We start from the raw sequence: 22,596 nt of genomic DNA, 5'->3' as shown, positions 1-22,596 counted from the left end.
CGATGGATTGGGCTTCGGCCGCTTCCTGCCCGGATCGAATTTTCCTTTCCGGTTCGGCCTTTGAAAAAAAATGCGCGGTTCATTTTACTCCCGCTGCGCCCGGCGGAATACCCCCATTTCTCCTATTTAGGCCGATTTTCGATCCGTCGTTTACAGCACCATAATCACTTTTGGGCGGGCTTTCAGCCCGGAATACAGCATTTCCAGGTGTTCACGGTCCCGGGCGATGATGTGCACCGTCAAAGACAAGTATTTGCCTCCGCCGCTAACTTTCCGGCCGATGGAGACATCCTCCAGGATGTCAGCGTTGCCGCCCAGGAACGACAGAACCTCTTCTTCGAAGCCGGCGCAGTGCTCTCCGATCACCTTGATCGGAAAATGGCAGGGATAAATGGAAGCGGTATCTCTTTTCAACGGCATTCGACGCATCTCAAGAAAACGGGGGCGGCCGGGAATCCCGGGCCAGCGGAGTATATCCGAACCCGGCGGCGGCGGAAAGCGATCGGCGGTTCCTCTTGCGAGGAGCGCTGCGGGCGGGCCGGTCCGCCCGGCGGGCATCGGATCAGGCTTCGGGAAGCGCGTGAGGCATGCCGTCCACCTCAAGGACGATGACCGAATCCCAAGGATCCGCGGGCCGGGCGGGCAACTCGACCTCGATCCCCCCGCCGGATCTTCGGAACGCAAGCGGTTTGGCCGCGGCGCAGAGCGGATAGGCCCGGACGACGACGTTGAGCAGCGCCGGCAGGCGCAGAATCCGGTCCGCCGGCCATTCGATGACATGCGCAAACAGCATTCCGGGTTTGGCGGTGCAATGCCCCCAGGCCGGCGGATTCGGAAACGGGCCGGCGGAGGAGCCGTAAATGCTTTCCCCGTACGACCGCATCCAGCGGCCGACGGCCTTCAGCCGATCGCGGCATTCCCAGGGAATGGTTCCGTCGGGCTTCGGACCGACGTTAAGCAGCAGGTTTCCCCCCTTGGAGGCGGCCTCGGCCAGAAGCCGGATCAGATCCCGCGCGGATTTCCAATGCCGGTCCTCCGCGTGGTAGCCCCAGTGGTCATTCATCGTCAAACAGCTTTCCCAATCTCCGGCGGGGGCGGACTCGGGAACGGTTTGCTCCGGCGTGCGGAAATCCCCCAATCCGCAATCCCGCTTAACCCGGTCATTGACGATCAGCGGCGGCTTGAGGGTCCGCAGAAACCGGTACAGCGCCCGGCCGTCGTCCGCGGTCCACCACCACGCCTCGCCGCCCCAATCGCCGTCGATCCAAAGCAAATCCGGATCATACCGCTCAACCAGCTCCCGCAGCTGCTCCTTCATTTCCGAAACATAGCGGTCCTTCATGCCCGGGATCATGTCGGTCAATCCGGATCCGTCGGCGGCGGGAAGCTGGGAACGGTGATGCCAATCCAGAATCGAATAATACACGCCGAAGCGGATGCCCCTCCGGCGGCACTCGCGTTCCAGATCCCGCAGCGGATCACCGCGGCCGGGCGAGAAGTCGGCGATGTCGTAGCGGCCGCTGACCGAATCGCCGACCGGATCGAAACCGCGGATTCGGGTATCGAACATGCAGAATCCGTCGTGGTGCTTGGCGGTGACGACAAGGTACCTTTGGCCGGCGTCCGCCAGGAGGCGGAGCCAGTCCGCGGCGCGGAAGCGCGAAGGGTGGAATTTGGCGGCGGCCCGGATCTCGTACTCTTGGCGGGCCCACTGCTCCTGATACATCACCCATTCGCCGCGGCCGAGGACCGCATACGGCCCCCAATGGACGAACTGTCCGAAGCGCGCCTCGCGCCACCAGCCGATTCGTTCCGTGCGCCGGTCGCCGGTTTCGCCTTCGGGGTCCTTGGAAAACAGGAGCCAATCCAATCCGACCGGGCCCTCGGGAAAGACCAGGAACAAGTCGTGAACCCCGCGCACGGACGAGAGCGGAGCGTAGTGCTCGCGGAAGAGGTCCGCGTCCCCGGTCGGCGCAATCGGAAGGTCCGCGATCAGCCCGCCCGCGGGCGAGTCGATCCGCAGTTCGATCCTCCTCGGGCCGGAGGCCGCCGCGGCGTACGCCATGCACACGTCCGTTCCCTCGCCGAAATCCGCCGGTCCGTAATCGGCCCATGCGCCCGCCGCCGCTTCGATCGAATCCCCGTCCGGCGCGAGCGAGTTAAACTCGATCCCGCCGCTTTGCGCGCGCAGGCGGGAAGCGTGGATGATTCGATAGGCGTCGGTGCGGATCGGCTCGGTTTTTCGGAATTCGGGCATGGCCTTCCCTTCGCCTCTTGGACCGCAACCGCTCCCGTCCGCCGGGAGTTTCCTCATTCCGCCGGACGCTTCTCCCAGGGCGGGCGGGGGGCGGATTCGCCGCCCCCCTTTGTCCGGTGCGCGCCGTCGCACAGCGGCTTCTTCTTGGAAAGGCCGCAGGAGCACAGCGTCACCCGGTTGCGGACTTCGAGCGGTTTGCCGTCGGAAAGCAGGATCGGAATGCCTCCCATCACCCAATACGCGCCTCGGATTTCCCCCGTCGAGAGGATATCGGCCGTGTAGGCAATCGCCTGCGGAAGGTCGGGCTCGATATCGGCTTCCCCGCCCTGCAGCCGGTAGGTCAACGAGCCCGATGGACAGCGCTCGACCATTGCGACCACGTGCGAACGCGCCCCAATCTCCCCGGTGAGAAGGACCAGCTGTTTGATCGTCGTCCAGCGCGTGCCGCAAAAACCCGATTCCATGCACAGGTAATCGTCGTGGCTGACCTCGATCTGTACCCCGCCGGGAAAAGGCTCGCGGCGTTCCGCCGTCGGCCGCTCGTCGGCCGTGTCGGTTCCGTCGAATCCGGTCTTGCCGTGCGTGCCGTCGCAAAACGGCATGGTTTTGGATTTCCCGCAGCGGCACAGCAGGTAATTTTCTCCCGTCGCGTAGGTCTTGCCCTTCCGCCAAGTGAGCGGTTCGCCGTGCTCGGAGACGACCTGGATTTTGTCGTAAAGCGGAATCCCGCCCTTGACCAGATACGGGCCGTTTCTTTGGACGACAATGACCTTCTGCGGATGGGGCTTGGCAATCTCACTCATCGTCCCGCGCCTCCTTTATCGGCCTTCCGGCCCTGGCCGGAAAATTATCCGGGGCTTGGATTTCCATTGTACCCAATCCACCTCCGCCGGTCCGGCCGGGCGGTCATTCCTCCACCGTCACCATGAAGATCCTCCAGTAGTTTCCGACGGCATAGGTCTTTTCTCCGTCGTAGGCGTCCGCGCCCACCTCGGCCAGGATGCCGATTTCATATTCCGCGTTCTCCCACTGCGAGAGCGTCGTCGCCCATCCCTGACAAGCCCAGGAGTCATACCTGCGGCGGAAAACCCGTACAGCCTGCTCCGATACCGGCTGGTAGTCTACGAGCAACGTCACCGCCACCGCGGAAAGCAGCCGTTCCAGCGTCTCCGCATCCGACGCACACTGGTAGAAATCCAGATCCCATACGCTTCCGCGCGGCACACGGACGGTGTAGGTTGTCACCCCCGGAACCGACAGGCCTTGGTATCCTTCCGTCAACGACCACAGCGAAGGGTATCGCAGCGGATCGTCCTCCGGCGGAGCCGCGGCTTCGATTCCCGAGTAGTAGTGGTGCAGGGTCGGGAACCCGGCAGCGACCGGCGCATACGCCGCGACGGGGGCGTCGGCCCCGAGCTGGTAGGAATCGTTCGCCCCCCAACAGCGGATCTCGCCGCCGTTTGTCAGCGCGCAGGCATGCTGCATCCCCACCGCCAGGAAGGCCGCGCCTTGCTCCAAGCCCTTGACGAAGAGCGGCTTCTCCGTCGCGTCCAGTTTGGTCCCGTTCCCCAACTGGCCGTAGCGGTTGGTCCCCCAGCATTGCACCCCCCCCGCCCCGGTCAAGAGGCACGCGAAATTGGCGCCCATCCCGATCGCCGCCGGCCGCTGCGGAAGCATCCGCGTTTCGTTCGGGACGGCATACTCATTTTTATCCCCGGGCACATAGACGTTGTATCCCCAACAAACGGCTTTTTGATCCGTCAGAAAGGCGCAGGAATAGGTTCCGCCGGCGGCGACGGCCTCCGCCCCGTCCCGCAATCCGCTCACGTCCACCGGCGTTCGGCTCGCCTTCCGCAAACCGTCGCCGAGCTGACCCTCATAGCCGCGCCCCCAACAGGCCACACCGCCGGTGCCGCGCAGGGCGCAGGCGTGAGCTTTCCCGGCGGCGATCGAGCGGATACCGCCGCCCAGGCCGCTCACACCGACCGGAAGACTCCGATCGCCTTCGCCGCCGTCGCCCAATTGCCCCTCGGCGTTCCACCCCCAGCAACGGACCGTTCCGGATTCCGAAAGGGCGCAAGTGAAGGAATCCCCGGCAGCGAGCATCACGGTCTTTTCCTGTAAACCCGCCACCGGAGCCGGAACGGCGCGGTCATCCGACGTCCCATCCCCCAGTTGGCCGCGGCCGTTGGCCCCCCAGCAGTAGACCTCCCCGCCGGCGCTTAACGCGCAGGTGTGGTTCTTCCCCGCCGCCAGCGCGGCCGCCCCGCCCGGAACGGCTCCGGTCTCCACCGGCAGGGAGGCTTTGCCCGTCGTCGCGTTTCCCAATTGGCCGGATTGATTGTTCCCCCAACAGCGGATTGCGCCTTTGTCCGCAATCATGCAAGTGTGCGCCGATCCTGCGGCCAACGGAAGGGGGGTGATTGCCAAGGTTGTTTTCGTAACGGATGCTTCCGTCGGTTGCGGAGTCGGTTTCCGAACGGCCGCGCTCATCGTCGCGATTTTCGTCGCGGCGTTCCGGGTGAGATAGGCGACGATGGTGGCCGGCGTGCCCGCGGCCGCATCCGCCGCCGGCGCGCACCCCGCCGCAACACCGATAAGAGAAATGAAAACCCAGACCCGGATTCTTCCCGCCATATCCCTTCATCCCTTTCACATGCCGCAGGGACGTTCCGGTTTTCCCGTATCCCGGCACCGGCGATGGAAATATACCACTTCCGATCCCGCGACCCGGACAAATTCGAATGCGGCAGGCCCACCCCGCCGGGGAATTCAGCGAAACAAAAAAGGGTATGCCATGTTCGGCATACCCCGGAAGCGGCATTTCGAAGGCCGGGCTACAATCCGGCTTTGATGCCATCCAGCTTTGCCTTGGCTTCAGGAATATAATTCAGAAGACCGCTGATCTTTTCGCAGGCATACTCGGGACAATGGGCGCAGTCGGGCAGGCCGCGGCCGACCGCGAACAACCGCGGCTCGCATTCCAGGCAGTGCCCACACAGCCGGCCGCGGGCCGCCAGACAGCCGTCGCAAGTCACGGTTTTGGCCGTGATGTTCGGGTTGTGGAATTCGACCCTCCACTTCGCCGCGACCGTTTCCTTCGCGGCTTCGTCGCCGGCCTGCGCGGCCCGGCAGGCTTCGCGCGCGGCGCAATCCAATCCGCAGACGGCGAGCAAGGTGCCGAGATCGTCCTCCATTCATATAACGCCGAAATCTTTTTCCGATCTATCCAGACCGCACGAAAAAAAGCTGCGCCGGAGACCTCGCACTCGGAAGGGTGATTTTTCGCAACGATCGCCTGCCTCTGGCCCACCCCGAAATTTCAGCCCTCTTCAAAATAACACCATTCTCCCGGAAGACAGCAGTCAAGGCTCGGCAAACGACGTAAATCAATAGAATCAGGATTCCTGCCTTCCACATCCCATACAACCTTCCTGCAACCGTCCAAATTGGCCCCCTCCTCCAAACGCTCCAAACATGGATCCAGATCGAACGCCCCGATACTCGGCGTATATCCGAGATGATCAAACGGTTCGATGAGTATCGCTTTCCCGTCGGTTTCCAATACTCGAATAATTGGAGGGGGGTCTTTGTACGTTAATAGGATGCGCCCCTTACCCTTAACCCGCGTGTCGAGAAGGACAAGGTTGTTGGTTTCAGAAGTCACTGCCAGGAGGTAATTTCCAAACCAATATGCCGCTTGATAATCGGAGCAAAAAAGGCAGGGGAGGGTTGTCAACGACGACGATTGGACCAATTCCATAATCGAAGGATAGAGACCATATTCCTCCGACCGAATATATAAGATCTGCTTCTTATCTGGGGAAACGGCCATGTGGATTCCCGTTCCGCTGATCGACAGTTCCATTTTTCTTCGGTACTCGTCACCGGTTTTCATATTTATCCTCCCGATGCCCGACCGTCCGACGGTGGTATCCCCGTTGTATTCGTCCGTCTGCGTTTCGGATCCCTTGCAGGAAAAGTCCAAAAATACCGCTTGGTCATTCAGTATCCATTCAACCTTGACCACGGCCGCTTGACTTCGTTGAACGAATAATCGGCTGGCTTTTTCCTCAAAGGGATCCGTAATCCATAATTGACCGTCAAAATCCGAGGCGGAACGCCGCACGACTAACGAGACTGCGATGCAGTCGGAATTCGGGGACCAGGAGAAATCGGATATGAAGGAGCCGGAAAATGTTTCCCGGTAAATCATGCTTCGCTCGGAGAGATCCATTACTTCCAGGACGGGCTGCATCTCAATGCTTTCGCCGACCAAGGCGAGATACTCTCCATCGGGGGAGAATTTGATATACAAATTGTCAACCCAAATATTTTCGTCGGCAAAATCATAGATCGGCAATACCGCCCCACGGGAATCAACCAGGAATAAGTTGTACACCTTCATAAACGCGATCCATGGGTCCAAGTCCATGTCGATCGGGGGGGACGGAGTCTGCGTGATGTTCGGAGGGACGGCGATCGTGCCGGCATCTTCGGTGAAGGTGGCCGGGGGGTATGTCATGGTACCGGTCGCCAACCCCCGGGTGGGGGTGTAGGATCGGGAGAGCGGCGATTCCTGCGGATTATCTGTATTCATGCCGGTTGGAACAAGGATCGGGGGTATTCCCTCAGCGGTCTGCACCGAACAAGCCGATAAAAGCAGGAAAAAGAAAAAAAAACGCTTCTTCATCGACGGCCTCCTCCAGCCTAATAGGAGTATAAGGAATTTTTGGCCATTCTAATCGATGTTTCCAAATTGCCATAAATGTTAATGGGGGGGATGCTCCCGATGGATCGGGACAGGATTCGCCGGTCGGATTGCTTGCCTCTGACTACTCCAATGGATAAAGCGGCTTACTGCCCGATCTCCACCCTCCGGTCAGCGCTTCCATCATCCGCTCGTTCCCATGCGTGTTTTCCAGCCGCACCGCATCGAGGAATTCCTCCATCCCTTTCAAGGCGTCCTCCGCCGACGGCCGCGGGGATTTCTTCGGATCGTTGATCCAATCGAAGACCGCCTGCCAGCGCGCCGGGACCGTGATGGCGGCCAGCGCCGGCCATTTTCCCGGGACTTTCTTCCAGGTCCAAAACGACCATCCCCCCGCCACCCCGTTCGCCAAATCCTCGTACATCGCCACCGTGGAGGCGATGATCTCGTAGGTGTTGTCGCCGAACTCCCCGGCCCACAGCGGCACGCCGTGGGCGCGGGAAGCCTCGCGGTATTCGTCCAGCTTCTTCTGGCGGTTGTCGCCCAGCCAGCTGTACATATGAAATCCGTACGCCTGGTTCTGCGAAAGCGGCCCGCTGAACATCGAGAATTTCCCGGAGAAGGGGGTGCCCTCGATGATCAGCTGATGGCGGGGGGCGATCCGCCGGATGGCGGGGACGAGCCATTGGTAAAGCCCGACGAATTGGTTTTCCTCCGGCGGCAGGGGCTCGTTGAGCAGGTCGTAGCCGGCGACGATGGTCCGATCTTTGTAGCGCTTGGCGGTCGCCTGCCATAGGGCGACGGTGCGCTTAATGTTCTCCTGCGAGCGCCACAGCTTCGGTTTGCCGGGGCCGGGATTCGAGGGCGGCAGGCCGAATTGCCCGCCCGGCGCGGCATGCAAATCGAAGATGACGTACACCCCGTGCGTTTCGCACCATTCCAGCGCCCGGTCGATCCTTTCCCAGCCTGAATCCTTATAGACGTACGGCCAGTCGTCGTCTTCCAGGATCGCGTTGTTGACCGGCAGGCGGATGGAATTGAATCCGTCTCCGGCGATCGCGCGGATGTCGTCCTCGGTGATGAATTTTTCTTCCATCTGCTCGTGAAACCGGTCCACCGCGTCCTGCCCGACCAACCCGGCCAGACCGGCGTCGATTTTATTCTCCGAAATATCGGCCCCTTTGCTGAAATCCCATCCCTCCCAATGCAGCCAGCCGCCCAGGTTGACCCCCCGCAGGCGCAGCGGCTTCCCCTCCCCGTCGACGATCGCCGTCCCTTCCTGATGGACCATCGGGTTGTCGGCGGATTAATCCGCGAACGGGGTGAGCGGGATGAGCGTGGCGGTGGTGCCGCAGGCGAGGATTGCGGCGATCAGCGCGGGAAGAAAAATGACGCCTGGCCGCCGTTGCAACAATCCGTTCATCGAAAACGCCTTCCGGGCAAACCGTTATCCGCTATTCCTTGGCCAAGACAATCCCGTCGATGAAAAAAGCCTCATCGTTATCCAGGTAGCGGAAATACGTTGCACCCGGTTTTGCCGCCGGAAATTTCAACCAGCCGCCGCAATCGCCCCCCGGAATATTAAACCGGAACGGCTCTGCGGAACATCCGCCTGCTTGGATGTGCGGATATTTGTTTCCCAAATCGTCCGTTAAGAGGAGATTCGCGCTAAGCCCCTCCGGGGTTTTAATCACGTCGTACGAAGTCAGCACCTTCCAGGCAATATGAAACGTCATAGCGCGATCTTCGCCGATCACAACCGTGTTGATGCAAAAGGCGGCCGAATTCGCCCCGTTCAACCTCCCGGTTACCGGAAAGGATTTGCATCGATACAACCAATACGTTCCCGGCCCGTTGTATGTCAAGTTCGGATTCGCCGTCGGCGTGCCTGTTGGGGGATTTGGACTCTGCGACGGTGTGCCTGTTGGAGGAACGGTTCGTTTATCGGGGGAGAGGACAATTCCTTCGACAACAGCGTAATTATCCGCATCCCAAAAAGAAAAGGAGCCCGCTCCTTCCTTGGCGGCCGGAAACAGAAACCATCCCCCCACCGGCGTTTTGGAGATGGCGGCCGCCTGAGCGACGTTCCCGCCCCAACCGATGGCGTGGTATTTATTGTCCAGATTGTCCGTCAAGAACATGTTCTGGTTGTTTACATCGGATCGCTTTGTTAATCGCCCGCCGGTTTCGACGTACGTGCGCCAATAAACGTTAAATTGCATGGTCAGATCCTCGTTGACCTTAACGCTTTGAACGCAGAAGTTTATCGTCACCGGAACGCCCTCGGGGCGATAATCCACGCATTGATAGATGTAATACAGGCCGGGCAGGTTTAGCGCCGGCGTTGCAGTGAATGTCGGCGCGGCGGCAGGGGGGAGCGTGTTCGCAGGGGCGGTGGCTGATACGTCGGTGGGCGAGAGAGCCGATGCCGGCGGTTCGGACGGATGCATCATGTTTGTCGGCGTCGGGCTCGGAGCGGCATCGGTCTGACAGCCGGAAAGCCACAAGAGCGCGGCCGCGGCAATCAGATGCCCCATCCAAGCGCGCTTCTCCATCTCGACCTCCCCGTGGGTGGCGATGTGCCTTCCCCGGAAGGAGTATACACCCCGATCGCATGTCCGGCCCGCGCTGGTCGGCCGCATTCGATGCCGCAATAAAAAGCGCGCCGACATCGGCGCGCCGCGTTCAGACCGTATCCGCCACCCGTTCCCGTGGCCGTTTTTTCCGCCCGCAGGCAACTTTGGCCAAGTATTCCTCCTCAAAGCAGGGAAGATACCCGTCCTCGTATGCCTCCTTGGCCTCTTCCCAATCCCGCGGGAAGACCTGGCACACCTGCGGTTTAAAATCCGTGTTGTGCAGGCGGCACCCGCGTTCGGGCAGAAGGAAGATGCATCCCCGCGGCCCGAGCGCCGTGCGGTACAACCAATCCCCTTCGTCCTCCTCGGGTCCGGTGAAATCCGCGGGAGTGGCCAATCCGTGCGCGATCAACTGTTCGTATTCCTCGATCTCCACGTCCGCGCCGTACCGGCAACATTCATCGGAGCAGGGATACGTAAGGCAGGGAGAGGAGAAGCGCGGACAGGCGGGACTTCTATTTTGTGATTCTGACTCGTCGGTTGTCATACGGAAGTTTTCGGGCGGGTGTTCCGCTCCTTTCAAATAGGATGATCGCCGGATTTGCGAGCGCGCGCCAAGGACGATCCGAAAAATGCATGCGGATCGACGGCGGATAAAAAATATTGTACTCGATTGCGCGCGGAATGCAAATCCAAACCGGCCGATCTCCGCATCGTTCCCTATTGGACGGACCGCTCTTTGCCGCCCTCGGCTCCGCAAATTTTTCCGCTGCGTTCAGAATCGGCGCCCAAGGGTTTGATGAAATCGCATCCGTATCCTCTCCGCTTGCACAGCGCCGGATGTCCGGATCCGGAATTGTCTTTTCTTTTTATCATTGCTCAGCTTTCCGCACCCTGTTGCCTTCCTCCCCCCTATCCCCCGGCGAAACGCGCGCCGAGGGCGGGAGTTTGGAGTGACCTTTGGAGAGGTTTCGTTTTTTCCGGAATAGATTGTCAAAAAAACAACCGGGCAACCCCTGCGTGTTGATTGCGGCGTTCATTTTTAATGCTCATCGGCATCGGTGAAACGGGTGCGAGTCCCATGGGAAACCCGATTCGCCCCCTTCCCGCCGCACCCCCATGCTCCATTTTCCTGGGCGGAAAAACGCGTTGGCCGCGTCTGCATAACCGTGTTAATTCCATCCGTTCCGGCGAACGGAGAAGAAACATCGGTTCCGCCGCGGTTTGCGGACGGCGGGTAATCAATCCAGCCCTCGTCAGCGGTTCTTTTCGAATTCTCTTCAAGCCTTCCGGCTTGTATTCGTGTTTTTGGTGAATTCCACCGGATGCCCATGCGGCACCCTCCGCCCGGCAAATTCTGCGGTCCTCCTATATACTTGCCTCTTGGCACGCAATTTGCACCCTTTCTACGGGAAGGATCGGCCCCGACGGGCCTGATTTCCATACGATGACCAACCGACGCCTGCCCGTTTTCCTTTGCTTCTGCCTTGCGGCGCTGTTCCTCTCCGCCGCGTCCAATTCCTACGACCTGCCCGCCGCGGAGGGTCAGCCGCCCACGCCGGAAGACCGCGCCCGCATCACCGAGCTCGTCGCGGAGAAGGTCGCCGCGCATCCCGAGGTGATGTCCTTCAATATCTATGAGGTTGTGGTGGAGGAAATCCTCTTCTCCGGCGGCGGCTGGGCGCTGGCAACGCTCGCCTACCTCCAGCCGGATTCGCCCGAGAAGCTGCCGACCGAACCGGGCATGGCCCTCGCTCGGCGGACGACGTCGGATTGGGCTGTGACGATCCAGGCCGACGACGATTGGAATACCGTCCTGGCTCAAGCCCCGGAGGAACTCGTCTCCGCCGATACGAAAAGACAGGCCGCCACTCCCACGGACGCCGAACAGCACGCGATGGAAAAAACCCTCAGCGGCTACAAGCTTCCCTGGCAAGCCGGCGTCAGCCAGATGCTTACCCAATCCGTCAACCACTCGGCCACGATGCGCTACGCCTTCGATTTCTACAATCCGTCCCAGCCGATGTGGCCGATCGTCGCCGCGCGCACCGGAACGGTTAAATACGCGGTCTGGACCTATCCCAACGGCTACTACGACGGCAACAGCAACCACTCCAACTACCTCGTGCTCGAGGATACTTCGACCGTCCCCACGTCGTACCAGGTTTATCTGCACCTCGCGCAGGACAGCATCCCGGCCGCGTTCCGGACGGTCGGGGCGCGGGTCTACCGCGGCCAGTTCCTCGGCATCGCCGACGACACGGGATACTCCACCGGCCATCACCTGCACTTCCAGGTCCACACCAATCCCGCCTCCTACTGGGGCAATTCGGTCGACATCACCTTCGACGACGTGGGAATCAACGGCGGGCGGCCGCGGCGGGTGGACGAAGCCGCCTGGTACGGCGGCGAAGGAGCGGATTGGTACACCTCCGGCAACTACTCCGGGAACGATTTCATCCCGCCCGCGGCCGGCATCACCGCCCCCGCCGACCAGTCCTCGATCGGCACTTCCGCCGTCCGCCTCCAGGGCTACGCCACCGACGCCGGCAGCGGCTTCAGCCATGCCTACTTCATCGCCAACCGCGGCGACGGCTGGGAGCAGGTCGGCCCGATTTTCACTTCCTCGCCCTTCACCTACGATTGGAATTGGTGCGCGGACGGGGTCGAAGCCGGCGCGATGAGCATTTCGCTCCGCGCCTGGGACCGCGACGGCAATCCGGCGGACGGGTATCCGGGCCTGCGGTCGATCGTGCACACCGCCTCCTGCCCCGCGCCGCCGCCGGCTTGCTCGCCCTCGGCCGATCAGATCGCGCTCTTCGCCGAGCCGGGATTCGGCGGCGACTGCGCGGTGATGGACATCGGCGACTACGCCAGCGGCGCGCTGCTGGCCCCGGTCGGCGGCGACCGCGCCGCCTCGATCCGCGTCGGGTCGCACGTGATCGCCACCCTCTATTCCGAAAACGATTTTTACGGACGGGTGGAATCCTTCGCCGCCGACGACCGCAGCCTGGAGGACAACACAATCGGCTCCGGATGGGTCTCCTCGCTGCGGGTGCGCACCCGCAGTGACACGCCCAGCCCGGCGACGATGGTCTGGCCGCCGCGCGGGAGCACGTTCGAGCGCGGCGACGCGCTGGTCTTCTTCTGGCGGACCGGCGTGTCGGGGCTGTATTCCGGATTCGAGGTTTCGACCACCGGGCCGCTCGGCGAAAGTCATTTGCCCTACCGGGCCTTGGACGGCGACGCCACCGCGACTCTCGGACAGCAAACCTGGTACCTCATCCAACGCACCGCCTGTTCGGGGGATCCCGACTGCGTCAGCGAATGGCGCGACAATAATTTCAACGTCGTCGCTGCGCCCGCCTGGCCGGCGGCCGCAGCCGCGCCGTACAGCGACGGGATCGAAGGGGGAACCTCCGGCTGGAACGCGAGCGGCTTGTGGCGGGTCGCATCCTCGCCCGTCGCGGGGGGGACCCACGCCTGGGCTTACAACCGCGCCTCGGATTCCACCTACAATGTGGGCGTGAGCTACGGATTCCTCACCTCGCCGCCGGTGTCCATCCCCGCGGCGGGATACGCCCTGCGATTTAAATATTGGGTCGATTCCGAAACCTCAAATCCGCACTGGGATCAGCGCCGGGTCCAGATCGCCGTCGACGGCGGGAACTACGTCAACCTTTTCCAGCTCACCGACGACAAACAGCGAACCTGGCTCTCGGGGCCGTACCTCGACCTTTCGGCCTACGCCGGGCACACCGTCCGCGTGCGCTTCGCCTTTTACACTCTCGACGAGTACGGCAACGCCAACGGCGGCTGGGCGATCGACGATTTTTCGATCGCGCTCCTGCCCGAGCCCGCCTGCGCCGATCCGGGAGAATCGAACGACACCGCCGCCACCGCCTCCGTCCTGGCCGGTTCCACCCTCGGGGGGCAGATCTGCCCGGCCGGGGATTTCGACTACTACCGCTTCAGTGCCTCCGCCGGCAGCCGCGCCGTCGTCAAGCTGGAAGGCTATTCCGCATTGAAACCCTACTTGGAGCTGATCGACACCGACGGCTCCAGCGTGCTGGCGGCCTCCGACGGCGGATCGGTCGGATACCAAATTCCCGTCTCCGGCACCTACTACGTGAAGGTCCGGTCCCAGAATCATCCTTCCGAAGGCGGAACCGATCACGGCTACACCATCCGTCTGACGACCGATTCCGACATCCCGACCGTCGCCTGGGTCGTCCCGTCGCAATCCGGGCAGTTCCTCTCCGCCCTGCCCGCGGAGCTGGTTGTCGAAGCCAACGACGGGGGCGGCATCCAGAAGGTGGAGATCTTCAGCCACGCATCGGATTGGGCCAACGCCAATTGGACCGCCGTGTGCACCGACACCAACGGCGCCGACGGCTGGTCCTGTCCGCTGGACCCGGCTGTCCTGCCCGAGGGAACATCGCTCGCCTTCCAGGCCCGCGTCACCGACTGGGCCGGAAACCAAGCCGTGGCGATTGTCTGGGACATTTCCAACGACCGCACTCCCCCGAACCTGGCTGTCACGCCGCTTCCCGCCCAGCAGGATTCGACGGTGGTCAACCTCGCCTGGACCGCGGGCGATTCGTTCTCGGGTTTGGACGGCTTCGACGTCCAGGTTCGGGTCGACGGCGGACAATGGGTCGACTGGGTCACCGGCCTCGCCCCGGACGCGCGCTCGGCCGTCTACGCCGCCCAGCCCGGCCACGCTTATGCCTTCCGGATTCTGGCCTTCGACCGCGCCGGGAACTCCGCCCACGGCGAGGCGAGCACGACGATCAAGGCTTGTACGCCGGATTCCTTCGAAGCCGACAACTCCGCAGCCGCTTCGCGCCTGATCCAATTCGGTGTCCCCCAGCGCCACACCGCCTGCCCGTCCGGCGACGAGGATTGGGTGTTCTTCCAGGCAACCGCCGGCACCACCTATCTGCTGCGTTCGCTCGCCGCGGGTCCGACCTCCTGGGCGATTCTCGAGTTGTACAACTCCGACGGAAAGACCCTGCTGCTTCAGGCGCTTCCGCCTTCCAACAGCATGATCGGACAGGGCGCCGCTTTGTGCTGGATGGCGCCGCGCGACGGTGTCTTCTTCGTCCGCGTCCGCTCGCAGGATCCGATGGCCGCCGGCGAGGAAACCGCCTACGACTTGGTCGTCCAGATCGGCTACTGCGGCTACCTCCCGGGCGTCTTGCGCTGATGTAGAATCCACTTACCCCTCCCGGCCTTCGGCCCCCCTCCCCTATTCCCGAAGTTCGGGAATAGGGGAGGGACGGGGAGGGGTCATCCATGAAACTCGTCATCCAGATTCCCGCCTACAACGAAGAACAGACTCTGCCCACCGTACTGCGGGCGCTTCCCCGCCGCCTGCCCGGCATCCGAGAAATCGAGGTGCTCGTCGTCGACGACGGCAGCACCGACCGGACCGTCCGCGCCGCCGAGCAGGCCGGCGCCGATGGAATCCTCTCCTTGCCCGCACACCGTGGATTGGCCGCCGCTTTTGCCGCCGGGCTCGAGGAATCCCTGCGCCGCGGCGCGGACATCATCGTCAACACCGACGCCGACAACCAATATTCCGCCGGCGACCTTCCCGCGCTGATCGAGCCGATCCTCGCCGGGAAAGCCTCGCTCGTCGTCGGCGACCGCGGAACGGCCGCTTTGAAGTGGTTTTCGCCCGGGAAACGCCTGCTGCAGCGGTTCGGCAGCGCGCTGATCGGATGGATTTCCGGATTGCACACGCCGGATGCCGCCAGCGGGTTCCGCGCCTTCACGCGCGACGCCGCCCTGCGCACCCTGGTGATGAGCGGATACTCCTACACGCTGGAAACCCTGATTCAGGCCGGCGCGCGGGGCGAGGCGGTGGTTTTCGTACCGGTGCGCGCCAATCCTCCGGCGCGTCCCTCGCGCCTGGCATCCGGGACTCTGAACTACCTGTTTTTTTCCGGCGCGACCCTTTTGCGTTCCTTCGTCATGTATCGCCCGCTGCGCGTGTTTTCGATCCTCGGCGGCCTGTTCCTGCTCGCCGGACTGTTCCTCAGCCTGCGCTACCTGTATTTCGCCGCGTCGGGTTTCGGCGCGGGGCACGTGCAATCGGTCATTCTCGCCGCGGTCCTGCTGATTGTCGGGACGATGATTTTCTGCATCGGACTCGTCGCCGACCTGATCGGCTTCAACCGCCGGATCCTGGAGGAAAACCTCTTCCGGACGCGGCGGATGGAGTTGGAGAAAAAGCGGAAAGGTTAGGATCCTCCCTTCCCGCAGTCATCCTCATCTCCATTCCCTTCGCCCCTTCCCCTTCTCCCGGCTTACGCCAGGAGAAGGGGAAGGGGCCGGGGAAAAGGGATGAGGAAAGAATGCCGGGAGGGGATAGGAATTGAAAAGGAACAAGAAGCGGAATTTTGCGATGCTCTCCATCCTCGTCGCCGCCACGTCCTTCCCGCGCTGGGCAGGGGACTCCCGCGGAACCTTCATTTGGGAAGGCTGCCGCGCGCTAGCCGCCCTCGGCGCGCGGGTCCGCGTGATCGCGCCGCACGCCGCCGGCGCCAAAACGCGGGAGGCCTGGGAAGGCGTGGAAATTTTCCGGCCCCGCTACGGGATGGACCGCGGCGAGTTGCTCTTGGAAACGCCCGGCGGTCTGCCCGTGCTGTGGAAAAACCACCCGCTCGGGCGCCTCGCCGTGTTTCCGTTCTTCGTCTCGCACGCATCGGCGATCGCCCGTCTGGCGCGCGAATGCGATCTGATCCACGCCCACTGGACCCTTTCCGCCTTCGCCGCCCGGATCGGCGCGCCCTTCCACCGGCGGCCGGTCATCTGCACGGTTCAGGGCAGCGACATCTATCAGGCGATGGGAATTCCCGGCCTGGGCGCCCCCGCCCGTTGGACATTGCGCGGCGCGCGCAAAGTGATCGCGCTCAGCCGGTCGCTGGCCGGGGCGGCCGCCGCGCAGGGGGTTGATCCGCAGAATATCACGGTCATCCCGAACGGCGTGGATGCGGAACGTTTCTCTCCGAACGGAATTCCCCGCGAACCGGTGATCCTCTTCGCCGGATCGCTGATCGAGCGCAAGGGAGTCGGGATTCTCGTCGAAGCGCTGGGCCTTATCCGCCGCCGCTTTCCCGCCGAGCGGCTGGTCGTCATCGGCGACGGTCCGCTCCGCACCCGTTTGGCGGCGGACGCTGAGCGCGCCGGCGTATCGGATTCCGTGCTTTTCACCGGCGCCCTGCCCCCGGCCGAGGTGGCCGCTTGGATGCGCCGGGCCGAATTATTCGTCCTGCCCTCGCTGGAAGAGGGTCAGGGCGTGGCGATGCTCGAGGCGCTCGCCTCCGGCACGCCGTGCGTGGCCAGCCGGGTCGGCGGGATCCCCGATATCCTGGATCCCGCCTGGGGCGCGCTGGTCCCGCCGGGGGATCCCTTTGCGCTCGCCAACGCCGCGGCGGATATCCTCGGCCGTGCGGACCGCGGGCGGGCGCAAGGACGGGCGGCCGCCCGCGGCGTGCGCAACCGGTACGACTGGCCGGCGATCGCCCGCCGGATCCTGGAGGTGTATTCGGAAACGCTCTCCCGGCCGGTTTCTCCGGTGGGAAAATACATACAGGTGTGATATGGTAGAGCAGGCATTTGTAATAGAAGGCCGAGTAGGGCTGAGCGGAGCGAAGCCCGTATCGAGACCCCTCCGTGTGAACCAACCGGTGGTCTCGATCCGCCAAAACCGCTACTCGACCAACTTGAACCGGGAGAGGTTCTCATGATTCATCGACCATCGCTCCGCCGCAAGGCCCTCGTCGCCGCCGTTGCGGTGCTGGCCGCGCTTGCGCTTTCCGCGCCCCGGGAGGCGCGGGCCGCCGCCACCGCCAAGCAGCTGAGCACCAACTTCACCTTGGTCAACCTGGATCGGGACAATCCCGCCGCCGGCGCCATCTCCTACCTGCTCGAAAGCGGAGCGGATTGGCCGGGCGTTTCGGCCGGGAACCTCAGCTTCAACCTTCCCGCCAACGGCGGATCGATCCAGATCAAACAGTATTTCGATCCGACCATGCAGCCGGGGCGCGGCTCGGTGGTGATCGCCGCCGACCGCCCGGTGGGGGCCATCGTCCAGATCCAGGCCCGCGGCCAGACCCCGACCCAAGGGGCTTACACCGGCTTCCTGGAAGGCCATTCCGTTTACTACGTCCCACTCGTGGCCCGCAACCGCTTCACCCTCAGCGGCACCGGCAACAGCGAGATCATCATTCAAAACGCCGACGCCGAAGCGGTCACCGTCACGGTGGATCTGGTCCCCAACGCCGAATCGTCCGGGGCCTACACCCGCACCATCGATTCCATCCAACCCGGCGTTTCCTATTACTACGATCTCACCGAAGAGACCAACCTGCCGGACAATTGGATCGGCTCGGCGGTGGTCACCGCGCTTGGGTCGCGCAAAATCACCGTCGTTTCGAATTTCTACCAGGGCCCCGACATCCTCCAGACCTACAACGCCTTCCCCGCCGAAGACCTCGGTCCGGAGTGGATCGTCCCGATCTTCTTCTCGCGCCTGGAGAACGGGCTGAGCACGGTGATCACCGTGCAGAACATCGGCGGCGCGGAAATCGCCGCCGGCGCGCTGGCGATGCACTGCGCCACCATCTGGGGCAACGACCCCGGGGAATTGGACTTCACCAATCCGACCGCAATCGCCCCGAACGGATCCTATTCGTTCAATCCGATCGGAGACGCCCAACTGTATCCGGTGGCCTGGGCCGGGACTTGCGAGGTGGAGGCGTCCGGGGCCGACCTGGCGGCCATCGTCCAAATGCGCTATTACGGCTCGCCCACCGGCAACATCGGCGCTTCGGCCTACGAGGCGGTGAAGGCCGGCGGCACCGACCGGGTGATGTTCGTCCCGCTGGTGGCGAAGGTCCTGCCCAACGGGTTCGCCAGCGTGGTCGGGGTCCGTAACCTGGGCGATTCCACAACCGCCCTGCGGCTGATCTACATCCCCGCCACCAACGGCAACTGCCCCGTCGGCACCTGCGACATCAACCGCGACGGGATCGTCGACGCCGCGGACACCATCATCATCGAAGGGCTGGTGATCCCCGGCGGGAGCAGTCTGCAGCGCAACCACCGGCTTGGCACCGGCACTTCCAGCGCCGAAGCCGAAAACGCCCTGCCCAACAACTGGGAAGGCTCGCTCCGGATCGAATCCTCCAGCCAGCCGATCGATGGCTACGTCCAGCTGACCTACTACAAGAACGTCAGCGGCGACCAGTTCATGGCCCACCGCGTATTCACCCGCGCCCTGCCGTGATCAGGCCCTCCCTGTTGGTAGGTATCGGGTTGGGGTTGGCGCTGGCCGCCTGCCGACCCTCCTCCCCGGCCGCCCCGGCCGCCGAGGATCCCTACCCCGCCGCGGGCGAGTATTTCGGCCCGGTGGCGACCGACTCCGGGAAAGCCCTGCTCACCCCGATCCCGCCCGCCGACGCGCCCGCCCCCCAAGCCGGGATGGCGTCGCTATCCGGCGCGCTCTTTTCCTACACCATCGGAAAAATCATCTCCGAGACGATGTTCTATCTGACCCCGGCCCAGGGGGAAAACCGCGACGGCATGCCGCCCTTCCTGGCCGGCCCCGATCCGGCCCGCGGCGACATCACCGGCCGATCGGACCTCTACGGCAACTTCGCCTTCGACGGCATCCCGCCGGGAAGCTACTTCCTGGTCGTGTCCGCACCCTACAATTGGTGCCCGGCGGAGGTCGCGCCGGACGATCAAACCGCGCGCCTGATCCGCCTGCGGGCGGGCGACCGGCTCGCGCTCGGCGTCGTCTACGTCTCATGGCCTTAAAAAACACTCGTCGCAGAGGGTCAGAGGACGCAGAGGTTTATTGCTCAACCTTGGCGCTCTCTGCGCCTCTGCGGTGAAAAGGCCTTTCCAAACTCCCTGCGAATAGGATTCTTCGGAAAAAGGGGTGGGGTATGTGCGCAAAACAATATGAAGACAAGCTTGAGAACCTGCTTCGCGGAGCGGGCATCTCCTACCGCCGCCGGCCGTCGATCGGCGGCCTGCGGCCGGATTTCATCGTCAGCGGTCCGCACGGCGAGAAGATCGTCCTCGAAGTGAAACTCTGGGATCCGCGCGGGGGCAACACCGCCCGCGCGTTTCGCCAGGTCCAGTTGTACAAAAAGGCCACCGGCGCCGACGAGGCGCTGATCGTCATGCCGGACCTTAAAAAGAATTACCGGCGCAAGGGGGTGGTCAAGCTGGAGGCGGTCGTCCCCGCCCTGCGGAAATACTTCCGCCTACCGGAGGACTCCGAACCCGTGCAAAAACCGGCTCCCGGTGTCGCGGAAAGCCCGGCGAAGGCCCGGCCGCGCCGGACGGTCTTCGCCGCCATGCCGTTCGCCGGCGAATACGACGACACCTATTTCATCGCCATGTCGCATGCCGCCGAGCAGGTCGGCGCCGAATGCCGGCGGGTGGACCGCAAGGAATTTTCGGGGGACATCGTCGCCGAGATCAAACGTCTGATCCGGTCCAGCGCGGCCGTGATCGTCGACCTTTCGGAGGCCAAGCCGAACGTGCTGTACGAAGCCGGATACGCGCACGCCCTGCGCAAGCCGACCGTCCACATTTGTTCGACTCCCCTTTCCGACCTGCCCTTCGATGTCCGCAATTGGAACACGGTTCCCTACCGGTTGGGTCAGACCATTCTGCTGAAGGAACCGCTGGCCCGCAGGTTGAAGGCCGTAATGGTGAAGAAGTAGCAATCCGAGGCGGGGGAGAAACACGCGAATCATCCCCCCCGTTTCGATTTATTCCTCAAAGCGGATTTGCACCGGCGCGGCGAGGGATGTTTTTCGTCACCCTTGAGCACTCGATTCGGGGTTTCCGTCCAAGCGATTGCGAAAACACTCCGCCGACTCCGGAATGCCCGTTAAAAAAACGCCGCCGGTTATCCAGGTACATCTACATCTATTTTCAATATTTTGTAACTCAGTCTGTTCTATATCAAAGGGATATCCCGCTCTTTTCCTTCCTCGCCTCTATCCCCCGTCCCCTTCCCCCTCTCCTGGCATAAGCCAGGAGAGGGGGAAAGGGGGAAGGGGTTGGGGGTGAGGACTGGATGCTGGCGGGAGACTGAGCGGTTAAAAATTTTTTTCGATCCTTCTTGTTCTGTGCGCCTTTGCGGTGAAACGGTTTTACTCCTCCGCCTTCCCGAACGCCGAGGGCAGCAGCTTGTCCAGAGTCGAGACCTGGCAGATCCACGACTTGTCGTCGGCCATGATCACTTCCAGCGCCAAACCGAATTCCGAGAGCGCCTGGCGGCAAGCGCCGCACGGCGAGGCTCCGTCCTTGGTCATCACCGCGATCGCGTCGAACTCCCGCTCGCCCGCCGCCACGGCGGCGAACAGCGCCACCCGCTCGGCGCACAACCCGACGGGGTAGGCGGCGTTTTCCACGTTCGCTCCGCGGTAGATCTTGCCCGCCCGCGTGCGGATCGCCGCGCCCACCGCGTAATGCGAATACGGCGCGTAGGCGTTGCCGCGCGCATCGCGCGCTTCGGCCACCAGCGTTTTCCGTTCCTCCGCGGTCAGTTCACTTTTTTCGGACATTTTTTTTCCGCGCGGCCTTTTTCTTGAACGTCCGCGCCGGCACGCCCACGACCACGCCCCCGTCCGGAACATCGTGCGTGACCACCGAACCGGCGCCGGTCTTGGCGCCGCGGCCGATCTTCACCGGCGCCACCAGCATCGAATCCGATCCGATGAAAGCGCCTTCACCGATTTCGGTCGGATGTTTCTGCTTGCCGTCGTAGTTGCAGGTGATCGTCCCGGCACCGATGTTCGCGCTCGGCCCAACCGTGGCGTCGCCGAGGTAGGAAAAATGGCCCATCTTGGCGCCCGCCCCCAGCCGCGAGTTTTTCATCTCGCCGAAATTGCCCATGTGCGCGCCCCGCTCGAGCCGGGAGCCCGAGCGCAGATGGCCGAACGGCCCGATGTTCGATTCCTCCTCCATGACCGCATTCTCGACCACCGAGCATTCCACCCGGCAGCGGTCGCCGACCGTCATGTTGCGGAGGATCGAATTCGGCCCGATCACGCAACCGCGGCCGACGGCCGTCTTGCCTTCGATGTGCGTGTTGGCCAGGATCCGCGTATCCTCGCCGATCGTCGCTTCCAGCGAGATGTAGGTCGTCGCCGGATCCTGCAGGCCCACGCCCGCCTCCATCCAGCGCCTGTTGATCCGCCGCCGCAGGGCGGCTTCCGCCTCCGCCAGGTGCGCGCGGGTGTTGATCCCAATCCATTCCTCCTCGTCCTCCACTTCAAGCGCGGCCGCGCCGCCTTCCTGCGCCGCCATCGACACCAGATCCGTCAGGTAGTATTCGCCCTTGGGCGAAGGCTTCACCCGCCCGAGCGCCTCCCACAGCCATTCGGCCCGGAAGCAGTACGCTCCCAGGTTGACTTCCTTCACGGCCCGCTGTTCGGGGCTGAGGTGGGCGTCTTCGACGATTTCCCGCACGGCGCCCGCGGCGTCGCGGATCACCCGGCCGAACAGGCGCGCGTCACTCCCTACTCCGGTGAGCATCGCCATCGGTCCGGGGCCTTGTTGTCCGGCTTCGGCGAGGCGCCGCAGGGTCTCCGGACGCCACAGCGGCATATCCCCGTAAAACACCAGGATGTGCCCGGCTCGTCCGCGTAAGAGCCCTTCCGCGCGGCGGACCGCGTCGGCCGTCCCGAGCAATTCGGTCTGCACGATGCATTCCGCCCGTTCGCCGGCTTCGGCGCGCACCGCGTCGGCCCCGTGCCCGACCACCAGGACCGGCTTTTCGGGGCTGACCGCGGCGGCGATATCCAGCGCGATCCGCACCATCGGCCGCCCGCACAAGGGGTGCATCATCTTCGGCAAGGCGGACCGCATCCGGGTGCCGAGCCCGGCGGCGAGCAGGATCGTTCGTACGGTCATAGACCACTCCTCGGATTCCTGTCGGAGGATGCGCCGGATCGGCTTCGATCCGCTCCGGCATGGAAAAAAAGAAGACCCCCGACTTTGAGATCCGTTCTCTC

Annotated in this window: 17 protein-coding genes; 6 read left to right on the top strand and 11 right to left on the bottom strand. The window is 63.3% G+C overall.

What is annotated here, in order from left to right; all coding sequences use genetic code 11:
• Positions 1–150 precede the first annotated feature (150 nt).
• From JW929_16580 to JW929_16540, 9 genes are all read right to left on the bottom strand, one after another.
• Complete coding sequence (locus JW929_16580) at positions 151–558, bottom strand: DUF493 domain-containing protein (GenBank protein MBN1441022.1); 408 nt, start codon at positions 556–558, stop codon at positions 151–153.
• A 4-nt stretch (positions 559–562) separates the two neighbouring features.
• Entirely contained in the window at positions 563–2,257 is a 1,695-nt protein-coding gene (locus JW929_16575; protein ID MBN1441021.1) for an alpha-L-fucosidase, read from the bottom strand.
• A gap of 53 nt (positions 2,258–2,310) precedes the next feature.
• Positions 2,311–3,060, bottom strand: a complete 750-nt coding sequence (locus JW929_16570; GenBank protein ID MBN1441020.1) for a CDGSH iron-sulfur domain-containing protein — start codon at positions 3,058–3,060, stop codon at positions 2,311–2,313.
• A 103-nt stretch (positions 3,061–3,163) separates the two neighbouring features.
• Positions 3,164–4,894, bottom strand: a complete 1,731-nt coding sequence (locus JW929_16565; protein MBN1441019.1) for a hypothetical protein — start codon at positions 4,892–4,894, stop codon at positions 3,164–3,166.
• Positions 4,895–5,094: 200 nt separating this feature from the next.
• On the bottom strand, positions 5,095–5,454 hold the full coding sequence (locus tag JW929_16560; GenBank protein MBN1441018.1) for a DUF3795 domain-containing protein: 360 nt from the start codon (positions 5,452–5,454) through the stop codon (positions 5,095–5,097).
• A 125-nt stretch (positions 5,455–5,579) separates the two neighbouring features.
• Positions 5,580–6,950, bottom strand: coding sequence for a hypothetical protein (locus JW929_16555; GenBank protein MBN1441017.1), 1,371 nt, complete (start codon positions 6,948–6,950; stop codon positions 5,580–5,582).
• A gap of 142 nt (positions 6,951–7,092) precedes the next feature.
• Positions 7,093–8,259 (bottom strand): cellulase family glycosylhydrolase, encoded by a 1,167-nt coding sequence (locus JW929_16550; GenBank protein MBN1441016.1) that lies wholly within the window; start codon positions 8,257–8,259, stop codon positions 7,093–7,095.
• Between the two features lie 163 nt (positions 8,260–8,422).
• Entirely contained in the window at positions 8,423–9,523 is a 1,101-nt protein-coding gene (locus tag JW929_16545; protein MBN1441015.1) for a hypothetical protein, read from the bottom strand.
• 130 nt (positions 9,524–9,653) lie between these two features.
• Positions 9,654–9,980 (bottom strand): hypothetical protein, encoded by a 327-nt coding sequence (locus JW929_16540; GenBank protein MBN1441014.1) that lies wholly within the window; start codon positions 9,978–9,980, stop codon positions 9,654–9,656.
• A 1,011-nt stretch (positions 9,981–10,991) separates the two neighbouring features.
• Between JW929_16540 and JW929_16535 the strand changes: the two genes are divergently transcribed.
• From JW929_16535 to JW929_16510, 6 genes are all read left to right on the top strand, one after another.
• Positions 10,992–14,753, top strand: a complete 3,762-nt coding sequence (locus JW929_16535; protein MBN1441013.1) for a peptidoglycan DD-metalloendopeptidase family protein — start codon at positions 10,992–10,994, stop codon at positions 14,751–14,753.
• A gap of 89 nt (positions 14,754–14,842) precedes the next feature.
• Positions 14,843–15,796 carry a glycosyltransferase family 2 protein gene (locus tag JW929_16530; GenBank protein MBN1441012.1) on the top strand — a complete coding sequence of 318 codons (954 nt, stop codon included), beginning with the start codon at positions 14,843–14,845 and terminating at the stop codon, positions 15,794–15,796.
• A 130-nt stretch (positions 15,797–15,926) separates the two neighbouring features.
• Positions 15,927–17,153, top strand: a complete 1,227-nt coding sequence (locus tag JW929_16525; protein ID MBN1441011.1) for a glycosyltransferase — start codon at positions 15,927–15,929, stop codon at positions 17,151–17,153.
• Between the two features lie 144 nt (positions 17,154–17,297).
• Positions 17,298–18,842, top strand: coding sequence for a hypothetical protein (locus JW929_16520; protein MBN1441010.1), 1,545 nt, complete (start codon positions 17,298–17,300; stop codon positions 18,840–18,842).
• On the top strand, positions 18,839–19,375 hold the full coding sequence (locus JW929_16515) for a hypothetical protein (GenBank protein MBN1441009.1): 537 nt from the start codon (positions 18,839–18,841) through the stop codon (positions 19,373–19,375). Before JW929_16520 ends, JW929_16515 begins: the two co-directional genes overlap by 4 nt.
• Positions 19,376–19,506: 131 nt before the next feature.
• Positions 19,507–20,295 (top strand): hypothetical protein, encoded by a 789-nt coding sequence (locus tag JW929_16510; protein ID MBN1441008.1) that lies wholly within the window; start codon positions 19,507–19,509, stop codon positions 20,293–20,295.
• Between the two features lie 435 nt (positions 20,296–20,730).
• Here the strand turns inward: JW929_16510 and cdd are convergent, their stop codons facing one another.
• Positions 20,731–21,144, bottom strand: a complete 414-nt coding sequence (cdd, locus tag JW929_16505; protein MBN1441007.1) for a cytidine deaminase — start codon at positions 21,142–21,144, stop codon at positions 20,731–20,733.
• Positions 21,128–22,495: a bifunctional UDP-N-acetylglucosamine diphosphorylase/glucosamine-1-phosphate N-acetyltransferase GlmU gene (gene glmU, locus JW929_16500; protein ID MBN1441006.1), complete on the bottom strand. Its 1,368-nt coding sequence runs from the start codon at positions 22,493–22,495 to the stop codon at positions 21,128–21,130. The genes cdd and glmU overlap by 17 nt, the downstream gene beginning before the upstream one ends.
• Between the last annotated feature and the right edge of the window lie 101 nt (positions 22,496–22,596).

The organism is Anaerolineales bacterium (assembly GCA_016928575.1).
Classification (GTDB): Bacteria; Chloroflexota; Anaerolineae; order Anaerolineales; family RBG-16-64-43; genus JAFGKK01.
This window is presented reverse-complemented; position numbering and strand designations above follow the sequence as displayed.